The sequence below is a fragment of the Planctobacterium sp. AWM4_229 genome (assembly GCF_056160305.1).
Map to the genome: position 1 here is coordinate 13,560 of NZ_JBSWWX010000011.1, position 19,883 is coordinate 33,442.

Genomic DNA, 19,883 nt, shown 5'->3' on the forward strand with positions numbered 1-19,883 from the left:
ATACTATAACCATTTTTTATTATCTGCGAATTGCTACTGGATCGTCTTTTCACACTAGGTTAAAACACAAAGATGAAATTTAAAGAGTAAGTATGATGAAGTGTTTCTTTAATCGCTATTTAACTATTTTGTTTGCCGCGTTGACGTTGATGACCTCCGGTTGTTACGGGAAATCTCTACCAACCAAAAAAGACTTTGTGTCTGGGAAATTTACTCCGCCTGAGGGTAAGACCCTTATGATTATCGGGCAAGATAGCGAAACTATTGCTGATTATCAGAACGCTGTTCCTGAGGATAATCTGGAGGGGGTGACGCTTTATACCATGCTAAAATCCGAAGATCCTGACAAGACCCTTAGCGGTGTGTTTTCCACTGGTAACTGGAATTCCGGTGATGTGAACTTCATCGAAACGTTAAATGCGGCACCGGGGGCAGCATTAGCCATCGGGCTTGCCTTTGATGATTGTAACGATGTGGATCACAGTGCCAATATCGCCGCGGGTAAATACGATAAATCCTTGGCTACATTGGTGGATTATTTAAAATCCATCGCACCACGCAAGGTACTGTTAAGAGCAGGCTATGAATTTGACGGTATGTGGAATTGTTACGAGCCAGAGACTCATAAGCAAGCTTTTCGTCATATTGCGAAGGCAATGAGTGCAGCTGACAATGTTGCCATGGTTTGGCAGTCTGCGGCTTGGCCAGCACCGCAATTTGCTGGCGACAGAACTCACCTGTATGATCACAACGACCCAAATCACATTGCCAAATGGTATCCGGGGGATGATGTTGTTGACTGGATCAGCATTTCGTCATTTTATCGCGATGACAGTCGTTTTAACTTCGAGCTCACCATTCATCCGAATGCGGCACAGCAACTGTATGTCGATTTTGCTCGTGAAAAACAGAAACCTTTGATGATTTCAGAAGCGGCACCACAGTCCTATCGCACTGAAAAGCAGACCAAAAGTTTTATTGCTTTGAATACCCAAACGCCACATTCAGCTGAGCTTATCTGGCAAGACTGGTATCAACGCTTTTTTGACTTTATTTATGACAATCGCGACGTGATACGAGCGGTTGCTTATATTAACACCCATTGGGAAAGCCAGTCGCGCTGGTACTGTGCGCCAGACACCAGTCCGCCGGACCCTAAATGCCCTGAAGGGAATTGGGGAGACAGCCGCGTACAAGGCCATCCTTTCATTAAAGCCAAATGGTTAGAAGAGGTAAATAACGAAGCGCTGTGGATACAAACCAGTGATTATTAATCTTGCAGTATGGCGCTTGAGTAGAGAATTGTTATGAAACCTTCTCCAGTCTTGATGTATACCCTCATCGTTTCGCTGGGGGGCTTTGTCTTCGGATTTGATGCTTCTGTGATTTCTGGCACATTGAACTTTATTGTTAATGAGTTCAATTTGACGCCAGTACAACAGGGCTTGGTTGTAAGTGCGCCTACCTTAGGTGCCATTATTGCCACTCTGACTGCCGGGATCATTTGTGATGCAATAGGGCGTCGCAACCTTCTGATTATCATCGCATTTTTATATTCCATATCGGCCGTATTTTCTGCACTTGCGCCTACTTATAGCATGTTGGTATTTGCCCGATTTGTTGGTGGACTGGCATTTAGCTCTCTGATGATTGCACCTATGTATATCGCCGAAATCAGCAGCGCCAAAGATCGGGGAAAAATGGTTTCCATCAATCAGCTCAACATTATGTTGGGTTTTTCAGTGGCCTATTTTTCTAACTATTACTTTTTGCAAATGGCACAAGCTGATTCATCAAGTTGGCTGTTAACCAGTATCAATCAGGATACCTGGCGCTGGATGCTTGGTATTGAAGCGGTTCCTGCAATATTGTGGTTTGTGCTGTTATTCACAATTCCTAAAAGCCCACGTTGGTTGATGTTAAAAGGCAAGTTCTCAGAGGCCCGTAAAGCCTTGTTCAGACTGAAATTTGTCAACTCGGACAGCGAGCAAGAATGTGCCCCCGTGTTGCAGGCAATGCGCTCAGAAGGAGCGGAGCACGATAATGGTACATCGGGTAAACAACCTCTGTTACCGCGGCTGAAGTTTTTATTCGGCAATAAGATGCGTTTTGCATTGTTGCTGGGCATTATCATTGGCGTTGCTCAGCAGATCACGGGCATTAATGCCGTATACTTCTATGCTCCGACAATTTTTGAACAAAGTGGGGTCGGTACCAATGCTGCCTTTGCTCAAGCGATCTGGGTGGGCATTATCAATATTATTTTCACGGTTATCGCGATGCTGCTGATCGATAAAATTGGCCGTAAGCCGCTATTGGTCATTGGGCTGGCGGGGGTAGCATTAAGCATGTCACTGATAGGCTATGGCTTTGCCAAAGCCACATACCAACTTGATAAAGCACAAGTGGTACAATTACAGACGCAGTATCCCGACCTGGAATTGTCGTCCTTAAATGAACTAGATAATGAGCAGTTCGATTCTGACGTAGCATTTAAAAAGGCCGTGATAGCTAAAATAGGCAATGAGAACTACAACAAAATTCAAAGTGATGTATTGCAAATTTCAGCTGATCTCAATGCCACTATCATCCTCACTGGTATTTTGGGGTTTGTAGCCTCTTTCGCAATCTCTCTGGGGCCTGTGATGTGGGTGATGTTTTCTGAGATTTTCCCCAATCACATTCGTGGTATTGCGGTCTCCTTTGTAGGAGTCATCAACAGCATGGTAAGTTTCGGCGTGCAGTTTTTGTTTCCATGGGAATTGCAAAACTTAGGCGCAGCCATCACCTTTTTTATCTACGGAGGCTTCGCCGTGCTGGGCTTAGTCTTGGTATTAAGGCTATTTCCTGAAACTAAAGGTAAAAGTCTGGAACAACTTGAATTAGAACTGGGAACTAAATAATGAGTGATAAAAAAGTGCGCTGGGGATTAGTGGGGGCCGGGAGAATAACTCGCACGTTCGTACAGGACATGCCTCTGGTGAGTAATTCAGTTATCACCGCTGTCGCAGCAAGAAAAATGGCGAATGCTCAGGCTTTTGCTCAAGAGCAGGGTATTGAAAAGGCCTACGAGGGCTATGATGCGCTGTTTAATGATCCCGATATTGATGTTGTTTACATTTCTACGCCTCATACCTTGCACTTTGAACAAACTCAGCGTGCTTTGATGGCTGGTAAGCATGTGCTTTGCGAAAAGCCCTTTGTGGTATCACCAGAGCAATGTGAAATACTCACGCAGTTAGCCAAAGACAAAGGTCTGTTCTTGATGGAGGCCATGTGGACCTGGTTTTTACCCGCTATTCAACAAGCTCAAAAATGGATTAGAGATGGGCGAATTGGTGAAATTAAACAGATTCAGGCTGACTTTGGTTATCCCATTGAGTACGGCCCTGACAAACGCGAATGGAATGCAGAGCTGGCAGGGGGCTGCACCTTTGAAATGGGGATTTACCCCGTGGCTTTCAATCGCTTGTTTAATCGCGAGCAGCCGAAGGCGTGGCAAGTGTTAGGTAAGCGGGCTGAAAACGGGGCAGATAAAACCATTCAGGTGATGATTGATTATGGCAAACATATCACCAGACTAGGCTCTAGTTTCGAAGCAAAATTGCCCAACTGGGCTTATGTTATCGGTACCGAGGGTTATGTGGCTATTCCAGATTTTTGGCGAGCAAGTACAGCGCAGTTGTATCGTTTGGACGATTGCATCGAAACCTTTGACGATAAGCGCAAGGGGACAGGGTTTGAGTTTCAAACTCAGCATACAGTGGATGCCATTCTCGCAGGAAAGGTGGAATCTGACGTGGTTAGCTTTGACGATAGCTTAGCATTCCAGCGGGACATTGAAACTATTCTGAGGTCTTTTTAAAGGCTGTAGTCTCTAGTGCTTAGATGAAGAAACGCCGGTTCCTACTGGCGTTTTTTATACCTGATAAAAAATAATCAACATTGTTTTTTGCGTTACGAAAAAAGCTTTTAAGCCAACAAATACAGTCGCTTAGCTTATTGTTAAAAAACATAATCCAGCAAAAAATATCGTAATCGATCCTGTTCTCTGACCGCGTTACCGTGTAGTCGTTAACAATTGGTTTACAACGGCACAACATCGGGGGTTAAACCCTTAACACAATTTTAAAATCGATGTTAACGAACACACTTAATTTTTATTCAGGTTCCGTGCTTCCTTTAGTTGAAGACCTACAGCTGAAAGTACAGGATAAGCGGGAGGAGAACATTTAGATGAAGATACAAAAGAATTTCAGACCGGGTATGGTAGCACTATCCGTCGCTACGGCATTTGGTTTGGCTAACACTCACGCAGTTTCGGCGCAGGAGAGCGCTTCGAATGATTCTACAGAAGTTATTGAAGTGCGCGGTATCCGAGGCAGTTTGATTAAATCGGTAGATATTAAGCGTACTTCTGATGGTGTGGTAGACGCGATCTCCGCCGAAGACATTGGTAAGTTTCCAGATACCAACCTGGCTGAGTCTTTGCAGCGCATTACCGGGGTTTCCATCGACAGAACTAATAATGAAGGGAATCAAGTTACTGTTCGTGGATTCGGTCCTGAGTTTAATATGGTCACGCTAAATGGGCGCCAAATGCCCTCTGCTTCAACCAGTAGAAACGTCATCAGTACAAGGGCGTTCAATTTTGCAGAAATTGCATCTGAGTCTGTCAGTGGTGTTGAAGTGTACAAAACTGCTAAGGCCAATATGGCCGGTGGCAGTATTGGTTCGACTATCAATATTACAACAGCCAGACCTTTTAACTACGATGAAACAAAGATTTCCTTCAGCGCAAAAGCTATTCATGACTCAACTGTTGATAGTGATTTTGGCGACTCGGTGACACCTGAAATTGCGGGGTTGTTTAGTACCACATTCGCAGATGACAAATTTGGTGTATTAATTACCGGCTCTATCCAGGAGCGTGATAGTCGTGAAGAAATCAGTGCTACTGATGGTTGGTTGCAAAACTACGCTGACCCAGCCAATGTTGATTTTTCTGCAGTAGGTGGTGACAGTTCTCATCCTGTTTGGACTCCTCAGAATTACAACGTTGACATTTCAGATCACCAGCGCCAGCGCGTAAATGGACAGCTGGTACTGCAATTTGCGCCTTCTGATGATGTTGAGGCGACGCTAGATTACACCATTTCAACCTATGAGGATGAAATTGAGCGAAACCAGTTAGGTGTTTGGTTTAACGGTGGAAACTCTATTTCTGGTACTGTTGATTCAAACGGCACACTGACCAATTTCACTCAGATTGCCAGCAATGTAGATTTCTTCGGCTATATGGACCATATCGAAACTGAAAATGATTCCATTGGCCTGAATATCAAATGGCACGCTTCAGATAGTTTAAGCTTTGAATTTGATGCCCATAGCTCATCATCAGAAGCACAACCCGATGTACAAAACGGCGCTCCAAACGAGGTGTTTGTTATCACCGGTGTACCTGGTGTGAGCGGGGTTACCATGGATTATGCCAATGGCTTAGATTTGCCGGGTATGTCTATTGATGCCAGCAATATTACCGGGAGTGTTTACGACCAAGCTAATATAGGCTCATTGTTTGTCGCGCAAAATGCCACACATCAAAAAACAGATGTTGATGAATTTAAGTTCGATGGGGAATGGACCAATGAAGAGTCCGGAGCCTTGGAGAAGGTTCGTTTTGGTTTAGCTCGCACCGATTACAAAACCAATACGCAGCGCTGGCAATCGCAACGTTCTACAGGATATTACGCTGATTTCCCGGTTCAATCATCGGGCCAGATAGACACCAGCGATTGGCAGTTGGTACCTATTGATGGATTACTGTCAGATTTCAGTGGTACTGAATCATTACCACCATTTATGTATCGATATGATGTTGCGGCGCATATTGCGCAACTTGAATCTTTTTATGATCCGTTACGCGGTCAGACCCATCCGGCATACGGTAATACGGTTACCGATAACTACTTGTTAACGTTTTTTGATACTGATATTCGCCAAGACCATACCATTGAAGAGGAAACAACTTCATTGTATGTTCAGTTCGACTTCAGCACTGAATTTAATGGTATGCAAGTTGATTTGCTCACCGGTGTGCGCTACGAATCGACTGATGTAACTGCATCCAGCTTATTACCTGATTATACAACACTGCGTTGGGATAATGGGAATCAGATGAGTATTTTGAATTCCGGAGATAACACCTATACCAACGTAGAAAGTGGTTATGACATCTTCTTGCCCAGCCTGGATTTAAGCATGGAAGTTGCGGAAGATATGATTGCTCGTTTCTCCTACAGCAAAACCATTACTCGTCCCTTCCTGGACGACATGAGAGAAACCTTTACTCCCAATAACTTGAAGGCAATCGGTAATTTGGACGCTTCGCGAGGTAACTCTGCATTGAAACCCTTTACCGCGCAAAACTTCGATATTTCCTTCGAATATTATTATGACGAGGGTAGTTATGCGGCGGTTGGTTACTTCCGCAAGATAGTTGACAACTTTATTACCAACTCCACAGCTAATCAAACTTTCGGCGGCGTGCTTGATCCGGCATCAGGTCCGCGTGCGGCGCAGGCTGCTGCAGATCTGCTAGCTGCAGGTGGTAATCCGGGTGACTTAGCCCAGTTGTATGGACAAATGCAGGCAAATGAAGCCGCAGCAGGACGCACAGGGCCGATTTTAGGTTCGGCAGAATTGGGTGATCCCCTTGCAATCTTTGAAGTGACGTTCCCTAACAATAACGAGACTGGCACATTCAGTGGTTGGGAATTAGCGTTGCAACACCTTTTCGATGACTCTGGCTTTGGTGTTCAAGCAAATGCGACATTTGTGAGCAGCGATGTCGAGTTTGATGTAGAGAACCCTGACTTCGTATTCGCCCTTCCCGGATTGAGTGATTCGGCCAACCTGGTCGCATTTTACGATAAAGACGGACTTCAGGCGCGTATTGCCTATAACTGGCGTGATGATTTTCTGGCTGGCACTGATCAGTTGAGAATTGCCAATGAGCCTGTATTTACCGAAGCATTTGGTCAATTTGACGCCAATGTGAGTTATGACATCAACGAAAACTTTACGGTATTTGTTGAGGGCTTGAATATTACTGGTGAATCGCAGCGTCAGCACGGTCGTTGGGAAAACCAGCTTGTTAAAGCGTTCCAATACGGGCCACGCTACGCCGTTGGTGTTCGCGGATCGTTCTAACAGACCGTTCTGCAATTCATTGTGAAATAAGAAGGCCGCTTTCTAAAGCGGCCTGTCGCTTCATTCAATCGGAGGTTAACGCCTTTTTTTTAATCATAATCGAATGTAAAAATACAGCTGTTAACATCTTAAATTAGAGAACAAAATTCCGGATTTTAGTATTGTGGAATCATAACTGAAGACAGAAAGAAGTAGTGTAGTGACCCAACAAATTAATACCATAGCGATTGTTGGTGGTGGTTCCGCTGGTTGGTTGACAGCTGGCATGATCGCCGCGAAACATAAATCAGAAGGTAAAGGTGGAGTAAGCGTTATTTTACTCGAATCTCCAAACGTCAAAACCATTGGCGTGGGGGAAGGTACCTGGCCAACCATGCGCAGCACTCTACAAAAGATAGGCGTTTCGGAAACTGAGTTTATTCGTCAATGCGACGTTTCATTTAAGCAAGGTACTAAGTTTCAGGGATGGCGAACCGGCAATGCAAATGATTTCTTTTATCAACCTTTTACGCCTCCCCAAGGATATTTTGACAGAAGTATGGTGCCAGGTTGGTTGAAGCACTCTTCTGAATGCTCCTTTTCTAATTTTGTGTGTCACCAGGAACAGATTTCCGAAGCGCACCAGGCGCCAAAGCAAATTACCACCCCTGAATACAGCGATATCGTCAACTATGCCTATCACCTGGATGCGGGGAAGTTTGGCCATTTCCTGCGTAAGCATTGTGTGGAAACGCTTGGAGTTACGCACCGGTTAGGTGATGTCATTGCGGTTAACAAGCATGAAAATGGCAATATTAAATCCCTGGTCTGTGAAAAGGCTGGGGAGCTTCATGCGGACTTGTTTGTGGATTGTACTGGATTTAAATCACTGTTGTTAGGAGAGCATTTCAATGTGCCATTCCTTTCTAAGCAGGATGTTTTGTTTATTGATTCTGCTTTGGCGGTACAAGTGCCATATCAAAATGAAAGCGAAGAGATAATGTCTCCCACCTTGTCCACTGCGCAACCAGCGGGTTGGCTATGGGACATCGGACTGCAATCGCGAAGAGGGGTAGGACATGTTTACTGCAGCCATTACATGTCTGAAGATGAGGCTTACTCTCAACTGATGAGTTACATTGGTGAGAAGCATGGTAATCCAGAATCTTTATCGGTCAGAAAAATAGCAATAAACGCAGGCCACCGTCAGACTTTTTGGGTCAAAAACTGCGTTGCAATAGGTTTATCTGCGGGGTTTCTGGAGCCCCTGGAGGCATCTGCACTGGCATTAGTTGAATATTCAGCGAAATTACTCAGTGAGCGATTACCTCGAAATCCGCTGTGTATGGAGTATGAGGCGAATAACTTTAATCGCCAAATGACTTACCATTGGCAGCGTATCATCGATTTTCTGAAACTCCATTATGTTCTAAGCAAGAGAAACGAACCTTTTTGGCAGGCAAATCGGGACAGCAAAACTATTCCTGATAGCCTGAGGCAGGCATTGGAAATGTGGAAATACAGGGTACCTGAACACAATGAGTTTTCTCATGCGGAAGAGGTGTTTCCCGCAGCAGGTTATCAGTATGTGCTATATGGAATGGGATTCAAAACTCACTTACCAGATTACGCGTATTCTGGTGGGTATATGAATGCGGTAAATGAATCGGTGAGGGCAAACCGGCAACTGCTGCAGCATTGTCGCAACAACTTACCCGGGAACCGGGAACTGTTGAATAAAATCAAGCAGTTCGGGTTGCAAAAATATTAGAACTATAAACCAGGCTATATTGGAAAGATGAAGAACTACAAAGAGTTAAACCCCGAATTGCATAAGTCGCTAAAGGTAAAAAAAGAGTACTCCGCTAAGGCAGGGGATAATCTTCATATAGTCGACGTATTTCCCAACGAGTTCCGCAAGCTGTTTCATCGTTGCCCTATTGTTTTAACGAAGGATCAAAATACCGGTAAGTTTTTGTTTGCAGCCTTACTGGGATTTGAACCGGGAGAAAACTTATTTTTGACCGACAGAGGGTGGGATGGTGACGCTGTGCCGTTAAATATTCAAAGGCAACCATTTGGTTTCAAATTTGCCACAAATGAAGACGGGACTCCTCACAAAGCGGTGCTTTGCATTGACGAGGCTAGTCCGAAATTGAGTCTGGAATGTGGTGAAGTGTTATTTGATTCAGGACGTCCTGCTGAGTATTTACAGCAAATGCAAAAGGTGATTACTCATGTTGTTCAAGGGGCGCAAATCGCGAGCGAACTGATCGCTAAATTGACCCAATACGACTTGATAGAACCGTTAAACCTGACATTGAGTTTTGTTGATGGTAGTGATTGTCAATTGCGCGGGTTATGCACCATTAGTGAGACTAAATTGGCCAGATTGCCTGCAGATTCAGTAGTGGATTTACATCAAGCTGGCTTGCTCAGTGAAATTCATTATGCGATTGCCTCCCTGGTTCAGTTGGGTGCCTTAGTGCAACGCAAAAATCAGCGCCTGAGGTAATGTAATGACAGATCGGATAAAGAGAATTGTGGTGCTTGGTGGTGGGACTGCTGGTTGGTTAACCGCGGGCATTATTGCAGCCAAACACGATTGCAAAAACCTCGATAGTATTTCCGTAACGCTTATAGAGTCGCCAAACGTACCCATTGTTGGCGTCGGTGAAGGGACCTGGCCTACGATGCGCAATACGTTGCAAAAGATGGGGGTTTCAGAGTCCGATTTTTTACGAGAATGCGATGCATCTTTCAAACAAGGAGCAAAGTTTGCACAGTGGGTTACAGGTGAAGCGTCGGATGCCTATTATCATCCACTGGTTCTGCCACACGGTTTTGTCGCTGTTAATCCCGCGCCGTATTGGTTGCAAAGTGAAGCAAATCAAGCATTTTCTGAGTTTGTTTGTGCGCAAGATTTTCTTTGTGAGAAAAATCTGGCGCCAAAGCAAATCACTACACCTGAATATGCAGCTGTTGAAAACTATGCCTATCACCTGGATGCGGGTAAATTTTCCCAATTTTTGCAAAAACACTGTGTTCAGAAATTGGGGGTTCAACATCTCCTGGACGATGTGATTGAAGTTAATAGTCGCGAAGACGGCGATATCCTTGGACTGGTTACTCAAAATCACGGTTTATTAGAAGGGGATTTATTCGTAGATTGCAGTGGTTTCCGCTCACGATTGTTGGGGCAGCACTTTGCTATCCCTTTTAAATCCTGTAAAGACATCTTGTTCATAGACAAAGCGTTGGCGATTCAAGTGCCGTATCAGGAACCCACAGCACCTATAGCCTCTCACACTATCTCAACTGCGCAGCAAGCTGGTTGGATATGGGATATAGGTTTGCAATCGCGCCGTGGAGTTGGTCATGTTTTTTCAAGTAGCCATACAGATGAGCATTGCGCAGAACAACAATTGAGAAACTATATTCGCAAAGACTACAAAAAAGCAGACGAACTCAGTGTAAGAAAAATTGATATTAATCCCGGTCATCGGGAGAAGTTTTGGCATAAAAACTGTGTCGCTGTGGGATTGGCGGCAGGGTTTCTGGAGCCACTAGAAGCATCGGCTATTGTGCTGGTGGAGTTGTCTGCCACCATGATCGCAGAACAATTGCCGGTAAATCAGAAAACAATGAGTATTGTTGCCAAGAGATTTAACGATAAGTTTTTGTATCGTTGGGACAGGATCATCGACTTCCTTAAACTCCATTATGTACTTAGCAAGCGAACCGATAATCCATTCTGGACAGAAAATCGAGATCCAAAGGGAATCCCCGAATCCTTACAAGAGTTACTTGAACTGTGGCGTTTTCACGTTCCATGGCATGATGATTTTGTACAAAAAGATGAAGTCTTCCCGGCCGCTAGTTACCAATACGTGTTGTATGGAATGGGTTTCAAAACCCAAATAGAAAGTAATCAAATTCCAGTCTCGGTCAAAGAAAAATCTGAGCGCTTGTATCAGGAAAACAGATCAAGAGCAGAAGCTTTGATAGGTGCCATGCCATCCAATCGAGCGCTATTAAACAAAATCCAACAATTTGGATTGCAAAAATTATAGAGGTATCGCAATGACTGACCCTGTCATGTTAGATGTAGAAACGCACCTGAATGTAAAAATAAACATGGGGCACGGAGCAAAATTTGGTGAGAATATTGGGTTTGTTCCTATTATTCCCGCAGAGTTCCGGCCAGTAGCCGCTAACTATCCAATAGTTTTGACGAAAGATCCTCAATCGGGACAGTTTGTATTTAGTGCTTTATTAGGGCTGAAGACCAATGAGAATGTGTTTTTAGACGAAACTGGCTGGGACGCAAACTATGTCCCGCTGCATGTTCAAAGACAGCCTTTCTCGATCGGATTGAAGACCAATCCAAACAATCCTCAGCAGCAAGAACAAGTGGTTTGTATTAACGAGCAAAACCCCAGAGTTAATGAGTTTGAAGGCGAAGCCTTGTTTCAGGAATTTGGTGGTCAAACTCCGTATTTACAGAAGATCAATGGCATATTGTCTGAACTGATGAAAGGCGGTCAACAGACTTTTCAGTATACGAAAATACTCGCTGAGAACGATCTGATTGAACCTTTACAACTTAACGTAAAACTAAACAATGGAGAAAGCCTGAAAACGGAGGGCTTATATACGCTCAACCAGGAAAAAGTAAATCAACTCAGCGCAGAGCAATTGGCAAGTTTTCATTCTGTTGGTTTGCTGGAGTGTGTGTTTTTGCAATTGGCCTCGCTCTCCCAGTTAACTGGTTTGGTGGCCCGCATGAACAAAAAATTGGATTCATGATTTGAGCGTGACTAACTTTGTAGCGATTAGAGAAAATGTCTCTAAGGAAGAATTCTATGAGGATATTTTTCCAGCCCAAAAACCGGTTATATTAAAAGGTTTAGTTTCTGATTGGCCTTCAGTTTCTGCGGCAAAAAGAGGGCCTCAAGAGCTGGTAAATTATCTTTTGGGTTTTTATCACAATACCCCTGTTTTCGCATTTACTGCCAATGCAGAAACGCAGGGGCGTTACTTCTATAACGATGACCTCAATGGTTTTAATTACAAACAGCACGAGAGTCGTTTAGATGTGTTACTGCAGACATTACTCAATACCAATACTGAACATCCAGAGCTGTTCTCTTATTTGGGTTCTACTTATATCAAACAATGTCTTCCCGGATTTGAAAAAGCCAACCGACTTTCTTTGCTGGATGAGTCAATTGCGGCAAAAATTTGGTTGGGAAATCGCTCTCGTATCGCTGCTCACTATGATATTCCTGACAATATTGCTTGTGTTGTTAGCGGCAAACGTCGATTTACGCTTTTTCCCACTGAACAAATAGAAAATCTATATGTCGGCCCTTTAGATTTTACACCTGCCGGCCAATCTCTCAGTCTGGTTGATTTTCACAACCCGGATTTGCAACGATTTCCAAAGTTTAAAACGGCGCTTGAACATGCATTTGTGGCTGATCTTGAACCGGGAGATGCGTTGTATCTTCCTGGACTTTGGTGGCATCATGTAGAGTCTACGGGTCCGCTGAACGTATTGGTTAACTATTGGTGGACTGATGCCAAGCCTTATTCGACACACCCTTTTGATGCCCTGGAGCATGCTTTGTTAAGCATCAGGGATTTGTCTCCAGAAAAACGTAAGGCCTGGCGGAGCATTTTTGAGTATTACATTTTTTCTGATGAAGAAAATAAGCTATCACATATTCCGGAAGCCGCATTGGGTATTCTTAGTAAGCTTTCGCCTGGCCTGGCCCGCAAGCTTAGAAGCAAGTTAATTAATGGCTTGAACAGATAATTGGAATTGAAACAAGAGCTAAAAGTTGCAGCTCCAGTAAAGTCATACTGGAGCAGCCATTAAACGCGCTCTTCCAACACCAGATTGCTAGAGAATTGGTAGCGCATATTGCGGTACACGCAGATGTCGGTGATGTCCTCTGGTACACCACTGGGTGCACAGCGGTAGTTGGTAGAGACGCGATAGTTGCCTTTTATTGGGGTAATGCGATGCCAACAATGGCCATGAAGTAATACCAGGGTGCCACGTTTAGGATTGAGTACCAGTTGATCGGAGAAGTCTTCATCCACAGGGCCGGTTGTTAGAGGGCCTTGCTTATGTGTACCGGGGCGAATTACCACCTGACCGCCAATATCATCGTTGATATCCATGGTGTACACCAGGCGATTTAAATTGAATTGTTCTTTGTTCTCAGGAGGACAATCCTGATGCCAGGCTTGCCCTTTGGTGCCTCCTTTGGAAAACATGACCATAGAGTATTGAGATTGCCATTCACCCAAGATGGCACTGGTCAGTTGTCGAAACTCGTTGTTGTATTCCACGTTGTCAAAGGTGGTATTGCCCTCTCGCTGTGGAAACCAAGGGATCACTTCGGTGGCGGATTTTTGAATGAACTCATCATTGTGTTGAAACTCAGGAGACTGGCCAAAATGCAATAGAATTTCGTTTTGCATCGCCATCATCAAATCTTCATCAAAGAAGTTCTCAATTACCAGATAGCCCTGTTGCCAGAACTCTTGCGCCAGTTGTTGTTTGTCATGCATAAGTATACTCCATTGAAATATGAGGGGGCGAAGCACTAGTTCGCAACAGACAGGGTTCTGTCTTCCAGATCTAACCAAAGTTCTTCTGGGATGTTGCGGACTTCTTCAGTAATGTAAGGGTTGTTAAATTCAAACACTCTGCGATTGCTAAGTTTTGCATAAGACAAGCCGCGTTGTACGTCTGGATCGGCTTTAAACATAGCCTCAAACTGGCCATCGCCATGCATTTCTAGAAGGATTTGGTAAAGGTGTTGCGCCAATTCGTGATTGCCTTTTTTAACGAAAAACAAATTAGCCAGTTTGTAGCGGATAAGCATATGCTCATCGACAATCAGCTTGTATTCTTTCTCTCTTTCAATCTCGCCCCAAGGCTCGAAAAAAGCCCTGGGAAAGTAATGGCAGCGCTCACCCTCCAACATAGGAAATAAGTTGAAATACTTGTGACTTGCTGCAACATCAACGCCGTTGGCTTGCAAAATCGGCGTATCTGCCCAGAGCTTGCCCTGACAGGCAGTTAACGATTTTAACTCTGACTCAGTCCTGATATTTTCGAATAAATGACGATTTTCTTGCTTGATGATGCCAATTCTGATCCCCAGACTGCCTTTGTATATGGGAAAATACACCGCAGTAAACTGTTCTTCGTAAGTCTTCGACGTGGCCGTCCACATTAAGTCTAACTTGCCTTGATTGACATCTTCTTGAGTCCTGGAAAAGGAGGCATCGCCTTGATCGCCATAAACGTATTCCACCCTTGTATATCTATCTGAACGTTCTACCACTTCGTGCAATAGTTCAGTGGGTAGGGTCGATACACTGGACGAACCCGGAATTTTAAGTGATGTCGCACTTAGCGAGGAGGAAGTGATACAAACTAAAGTTGTCAATAATAAAACTCGGATTTTCATAACATTCTTTTCTGTGTAGGGCCAGGAAAGCTTGACGCGTGTAGCAGGTTTTAGAAATGTCAAAAAATCGTAATCAAATTGTTATTTTTTGTAGTGGGTAGTTAATCTTCTCAATCCAGTATTATCTTTATTTTTCTTTGCTTAGCTGTCCGGTAATGTATATTTTTTGTGGCGTTTCAATAGCAATTTGCACTACACTGAATTTGAACCCTACAAAAGCCAATGAGAGTGTGAATGAATCAAATAACACCTGAAATGAAAGACGAACTGGAGTTGTTGCTCAAATTTCCAAACCAGAGCCTGGATCAGGGACTGAAAATTCATCATGACGCCGACCCGGCTATGGTGGATGCGGCGGGCCGCTTGTTTCAAAAAGGCATTATTACCCAAGCCGATGGCGGTTATCTCACTCACCTTGGGCATGATTTGCAAGAACATGCCACTACGCTTATTACTGCACTAAAAGGCCATTAATCTTATTTCCAGTTGCACGCCATACTTTGGCGCGCAACTGATACTGTCTTTCACATCCGTTTCACAGACTGCTTGTTAATGTTGCTGCTATCTTCACCATGGAGTAGCCATTATGTCTGTTGCAAAAATCCTGTCTAATCGCATTGAATTAACTAATGTTAGTCAATCTTTTTTAAGTAACGATAAAAAAATCACACTATTTAGTGATGTTGATTTGAGTATCCTGAAAGGCCACTCATACGCTATCACGGGCCCATCGGGTTCGGGTAAATCCAGTTTGTTGACCTTAATGTCGGGACTGTGTGAGCCCACAACAGGCAATTGTGAGTATCACGGCGAAAATGGTCCCATTCCTTTGCCTCAAATCCGCGACAAAATTGGCTTTATCTTTCAGCAGTTCCATTTGTTACCGGAGCTAAATGCGCTCAATAATGTGGCCTTGCCCTTAAAACTGCGAGGTCATAAAGGTGCTTTGGAAAAAGCCCAGCATTGGCTAGAAAAGGTTGGCCTTGCAGATCGGATGCAGCATAAACCCGCACAACTGAGCGGCGGTGAACAGCAGAGAGTCGCCATTGCCAGAGCGTTGGTGTTCAATCCCGAGTTTATTTTTGCCGATGAACCCACCGGCAACCTGGATCCAGAGTCTGCCGCCGACATCAGTCAGTTATTGTTATCAAGCTGCAGTGAAAACGGTGCTGGTTTGGTGATCGTTACCCACAGCGAAGCATTAGCAGCGCAGGCTGAATTCAGTCTGATCTTGTCTGTCAAACCCATTGAGTGGCAATCACCTGAGGTTGTGAAAAGTCCTGGGGAGCAAAACCTGCATAAGGAAAGCCAGAACAAAACCAGCCAGCAGGGGGAGAGACACTATGCTTAGTCAGGTAGCAAGTCTCGCGTGGCAGGTTTATCGCGAGGAAAAGCGTCAAAATCAGCAAAAGTTTATGCGTTTGATTCAGGTGTTATTGATGACATTAATCGTCACCCTGAGCCTGGTGAGTAACTCCATTCAGGGTTTTCTGGCAGATAATCTCAATAATCTGTTGGGCGCAGATCTGGTGTTGCAGGAAAGGCGGGAGCTAAATGCCGATGAATTACAAAGTCTGACGGCAATGTCACAACAGATAGTATTAACCCGGAGTTTGTCTACCACGCTCACCCATAACAATCAGTGGCAAAGCGTTAAGCTTAAAACAGCTGCTCAAGGTTATCCACTGCAAGGTGAGCTTTTGTTGGCTGATGATTTAAAATCAAAAGTTTATGCTCATAGTGGTGTCCCGAAACAGGGCGAAATCTGGCTGGATTCCCGCTTGTTGGCGGGTTTGGCTGTGAAAATCGGAGACCGGATTCGCATTGCCAACAAAGTACTGCAGGTAACTCAGATATTGGTTCACGAACCCGACAGGTTAATGGAGGGGCATAATGTGCAGATGCGGGCCATGGTTAACCCAATGGATTTTAACGCCATGGGCTTTGCTGTTGATATTATTGAACATCGCTATCTCGTGGCGGCCGATAAATCCCAGATAGACGCCATTTTGGCCTGGCAAAAATCGGCTATACCAGCTGCCGGTGTGCACCATAAGCAGGGGGCGCATCCGCTGGCGCTATTCTGGAAACGCACGGAAAACTTTATTGGCCTGGCCTCCATTATTTTGTTTTTCATGGCGGCTATTGCCATGCAACAGCTAACCCGTGTGCAAATGCGCAAGGAGCTGTTTTTCAGTGCGGTATGCCAAAGTTTTGGAGCAAATCGCGCCATGTCTTTGGGGATATCGATGTTGAAGTGGGGCCTGCAATGTTTGGCGATTTTTCCGATGGTGCTATTGCTGTCTACCTTGTGTCATTGGCTGGCTATTAATCTGTTAAACGAGACCTTTCCGCAATTGCAATGGCAGCTGAATATCATGTTGTCGTTCACCAGCCTTATTGCTGTGACGGCAGTATTCTTGGTGTTTCAGCTGCCTGTCTGGTTGGCCTTGAAACAGTCCGCCATTATGAACCTGATCCATAACAAAACTAAAAGGCTACATCAAGGCACCATATGGCTTTGCGCGCTGTTGGTATTATCTGCAGTGGCAATTTATTATTCCGACAATATGCTCTTAACCTTCATGGTACTGGGCAGTATGGCGGTGAGTATTGTGTTGATTTTAGCGCTAAGCTGGTTGTTGCTTACCTCGGGAGAAGCTTTGACCCGAAATGTCTCAGGTTTGATGCCGTTTGCCCTTTATATGATGAAACAGCGCTTGCTGAGTAAATGTACCCAGATTTTAGGTGTCGGTTTGTGTGCGTTTCTGTTGTTATTTACTTTGATGTTATTGCGTGATTTCGGCAGCAGCTTGTCATCCTATCAACGCCAGCATGATGGCAATTTGTTGGTGTCGCAAGCGAGTGAAGCGCAGATGCAGGATGTGTTGCAGTGGGCGCAAGCGCAAAACATTCAGGTTCGACAAAACAAGCCATACCTGCATGCCAAGCTCATTGAAATTAATGGCCTGGATCTCGACGAGTTTACCCAAACACCCAGTGAAAGCCTGGCGGTGTTAAAACAATCTATCCGTTTGCACTGGACCGGGTCTATACCCGAGAACAATCGGATTGTGGCAGGGCAGTGGTGGTCAGCTGATAGCGCTAATTGGCAACAGGTTTCGGTAGAAGATGAAGTGCTGACTGACTTAGGTTTAAATATCGGCGATCGTTTACGCTTAGTCGTCGCTGACAACGCTTATGATTTTACCATTGTGGCCAGTCACGCTTTTAAACCCGGAGCCGGCTCCATTACCTTTTGGGTACAGATGCCTGAGACCGCCTTGGCTCATATTGCCGCACCGCAATACCACATGGCCAGCCTGGAGCTTCAGCAGGCGCAGTTCGAACAGTTATCTGAATTGTGGCAATTACACCCTTCGTTACGCATGGTTTCCCTGCAGGAATTGACTGAGCGCTTTGATTCAATTTTAAAGATGGTGACACAAGTGGTCGCTACCTTCGCCTCACTGATATTGCTGTTGTCTGCCATTGTTATTCTGGCCACCATTCATGCCCTGGAAGCCGACGAGCGCAAGAAAAATGGGGTGATACTGAGCTTTGGTTTTGCCCGCGATACCTGTTTAAAACTAACATTAATTGAGTGGGTTGTGACGGGCAGTATTGCGGCCTGCGGCGCAATACTGGGTACCTGGCTTGCGGGAAGTTTGATTTATCAGTCGCAGTTCTCAATGCCCTGGCAGCCAGATATAGGTTGGTTACTGCTAACTCTTATGGCCATGGTTGCTTTTGTAGTGGGCCTTGGGCTGATGGCCAGTAAACGCAGTTTATCCAGCTCTGTCAGGGAATTAATGTCGGATTAAACCGCCACAGAACTACTTTTGGCCAGGTTAAAGACCTTAGGAAAGGTGATACGGAAATCACCGAATACAATGTTGTACACTTTTTTACAGTTAGAGCCATTGGATTTTATTATCATATCTGGTGTAAAATATTTACCTTGAATGTGAAGCCCTCCCAACAAAAAAACTAAAAGGGAATTTAAACAATGCGCTCTATATATCAATTTTCCAATGCTCAGCAAAATCTTCCAAGAGCCCGCCTGAAGGGTACTATCTCACTTTTATGCGCAGCGCTTATGCTCAGTGCTTGCGGAAGTGACAAAAGCGTTAATACAGAGCTCCTACCTGTTGACCCGACTCCTGTTGACCCAACCCCTGAATTTACTCATCTGGGCTTAAACGAACACGTCATAAAGAGATTAGTTTTATACAATGAAGAGTTGATTGCGGCCACTGAACAGGGGTTATATCTTTTGGATGAGCAGCAACAATGGCAATTATTGAGCAGTACGGATTGGGATATCTATGACCTTGCGATTGTTGATGATCTTCATTTTATTCTGAGCTACCAAAGCCGGGGCGGTAACCATATCAGTGAGAGCATTGATGGTGGGGCCACTTGGGTAGCGTTACCGGGAGGTTTTAGCCCGTACAATGAAGAACCAAAGGATGAGAGTGTTGAGCCCGCATTTAGATTACTTTATCAAGAGGGAAAACTCTACGGGAGTGGTTATGATGCTTTGGCTGTGTCGGATGATTTGGGACAGACCTGGCAAAAACTCGTGGGCAGTTGGAACGGTTTTGCCCGAGGTACTTCATTGCTGGCAAAAAATATAACTGACGAGATAGTTTGGTATGGAGGCCAAGGCGCATTCGAAAATCCGGTATTGAGACGTTACTCAGAGACCGATTTGTCATTGTTTGAAGTATCCAATATTGATGATGTACTGCCGGTGCCCAGCAGTGTTTATGGCTTTGCGTTTTCTGAATTATTCCAAGACAGAGTCTATGTGAGTGGTGAAGGAGGCATCGTCTACAGCGACGATGCTGGAGAAAACTGGCTGCCCTTGCACGTTAACGATAACTATCGCTTTTATTTTGATTTCGCACTTTTTTCTGAAAACGAGGAAACCTTTTACACTGCGGGCTGGGATAAGAATTATGAAAGCCCACAGCCACTGATTGTGGAAGTGAGTCGAGACTCAGGACAGACATGGCAGTCATTTGAGTATGACGATGCCGAGCTTTTAGGTGGGGTATATAGTTTGACAGCGCACCGCTCTCAGACAGCAGATACACTCTATCTTGGGCTTTACAAAGGTGGTGTTATGAAGGTTGAATTTAATCGTCAGTAGTTGATTGCCGGATGTGATCTAGCTGCTTTCACATCTGTTTC

At 44.7% G+C, this 19,883-nt stretch carries 15 protein-coding genes; 13 read left to right on the plus strand and 2 right to left on the minus strand.

Annotated elements, in window-relative coordinates:
* Window positions 1-92 precede the first annotated feature (92 nt).
* The 9 genes from ACXAGP_RS20045 to ACXAGP_RS20085 all read left to right on the plus strand — a co-directional run bounded on the left by ACXAGP_RS20045 (window position 93) and on the right by ACXAGP_RS20085 (window position 13,012).
* Window positions 93-1,274: a glycoside hydrolase family 26 protein gene (locus ACXAGP_RS20045; protein ID WP_475263448.1), complete on the plus strand. Its 1,182-nt coding sequence runs from the start codon at window positions 93-95 to the stop codon at window positions 1,272-1,274.
* Between the two features lie 33 nt (window positions 1,275-1,307).
* Window positions 1,308-2,903 (plus strand): sugar porter family MFS transporter, encoded by a 1,596-nt coding sequence (locus tag ACXAGP_RS20050; protein ID WP_475263449.1) that lies wholly within the window; start codon window positions 1,308-1,310, stop codon window positions 2,901-2,903.
* A complete protein-coding gene (locus tag ACXAGP_RS20055) occupies window positions 2,903-3,865 on the plus strand; it encodes a Gfo/Idh/MocA family protein (RefSeq protein WP_475263450.1) in 963 nt (320 codons plus the stop codon). The genes ACXAGP_RS20050 and ACXAGP_RS20055 overlap by 1 nt, the downstream gene beginning before the upstream one ends.
* 371 nt (window positions 3,866-4,236) lie before the next feature.
* The gene (locus tag ACXAGP_RS20060; RefSeq protein WP_475263451.1) at window positions 4,237-7,212 is read left to right on the plus strand and encodes a TonB-dependent receptor; all 2,976 of its coding nucleotides are present in this window, start codon (window positions 4,237-4,239) and stop codon (window positions 7,210-7,212) included.
* Window positions 7,213-7,411: 199 nt separating this feature from the next.
* Window positions 7,412-8,962: a tryptophan halogenase family protein gene (locus ACXAGP_RS20065; protein ID WP_475263452.1), complete on the plus strand. Its 1,551-nt coding sequence runs from the start codon at window positions 7,412-7,414 to the stop codon at window positions 8,960-8,962.
* Between the two features lie 27 nt (window positions 8,963-8,989).
* Window positions 8,990-9,706 (plus strand): SapC family protein, encoded by a 717-nt coding sequence (locus ACXAGP_RS20070; protein WP_475263454.1) that lies wholly within the window; start codon window positions 8,990-8,992, stop codon window positions 9,704-9,706.
* 4 nt (window positions 9,707-9,710) lie between these two features.
* Window positions 9,711-11,264 carry a tryptophan halogenase family protein gene (locus ACXAGP_RS20075; protein ID WP_475263456.1) on the plus strand — a complete coding sequence of 518 codons (1,554 nt, stop codon included), beginning with the start codon at window positions 9,711-9,713 and terminating at the stop codon, window positions 11,262-11,264.
* Window positions 11,265-11,274: 10 nt separating this feature from the next.
* The gene (locus tag ACXAGP_RS20080; protein WP_475263457.1) at window positions 11,275-12,000 is read left to right on the plus strand and encodes a SapC family protein; all 726 of its coding nucleotides are present in this window, start codon (window positions 11,275-11,277) and stop codon (window positions 11,998-12,000) included.
* A 7-nt stretch (window positions 12,001-12,007) separates the two neighbouring features.
* Window positions 12,008-13,012, plus strand: coding sequence for a cupin-like domain-containing protein (locus tag ACXAGP_RS20085; RefSeq protein ID WP_475263458.1), 1,005 nt, complete (start codon window positions 12,008-12,010; stop codon window positions 13,010-13,012).
* Window positions 13,013-13,071: 59 nt separating this feature from the next.
* Here the strand turns inward: ACXAGP_RS20085 and ACXAGP_RS20090 are convergent, their stop codons facing one another.
* Both ACXAGP_RS20090 and ACXAGP_RS20095 read right to left on the minus strand, forming a co-directional pair.
* Window positions 13,072-13,776: a phytanoyl-CoA dioxygenase family protein gene (locus tag ACXAGP_RS20090; RefSeq protein WP_475263459.1), complete on the minus strand. Its 705-nt coding sequence runs from the start codon at window positions 13,774-13,776 to the stop codon at window positions 13,072-13,074.
* A gap of 35 nt (window positions 13,777-13,811) precedes the next feature.
* Window positions 13,812-14,684, minus strand: a complete 873-nt coding sequence (locus ACXAGP_RS20095) for a hypothetical protein (protein WP_475263460.1) — start codon at window positions 14,682-14,684, stop codon at window positions 13,812-13,814.
* A gap of 234 nt (window positions 14,685-14,918) precedes the next feature.
* On the opposite strand from ACXAGP_RS20095, the gene ACXAGP_RS20100 reads away from it, so the two are divergent.
* The 4 genes from ACXAGP_RS20100 to ACXAGP_RS20115 all read left to right on the plus strand — a co-directional run bounded on the left by ACXAGP_RS20100 (window position 14,919) and on the right by ACXAGP_RS20115 (window position 19,842).
* Entirely contained in the window at window positions 14,919-15,158 is a 240-nt protein-coding gene (locus ACXAGP_RS20100) for a TIGR02647 family protein (RefSeq protein WP_475263461.1), read from the plus strand.
* Between the two features lie 112 nt (window positions 15,159-15,270).
* Window positions 15,271-16,035: an ABC transporter ATP-binding protein gene (locus tag ACXAGP_RS20105; protein WP_475263462.1), complete on the plus strand. Its 765-nt coding sequence runs from the start codon at window positions 15,271-15,273 to the stop codon at window positions 16,033-16,035.
* On the plus strand, window positions 16,028-18,508 hold the full coding sequence (locus ACXAGP_RS20110) for an ABC transporter permease (RefSeq protein WP_475263463.1): 2,481 nt from the start codon (window positions 16,028-16,030) through the stop codon (window positions 18,506-18,508). Before ACXAGP_RS20105 ends, ACXAGP_RS20110 begins: the two co-directional genes overlap by 8 nt.
* A gap of 185 nt (window positions 18,509-18,693) precedes the next feature.
* A complete protein-coding gene (locus ACXAGP_RS20115; RefSeq protein WP_475263464.1) occupies window positions 18,694-19,842 on the plus strand; it encodes a beta propeller repeat protein in 1,149 nt (382 codons plus the stop codon).
* Window positions 19,843-19,883 lie beyond the last annotated feature (41 nt).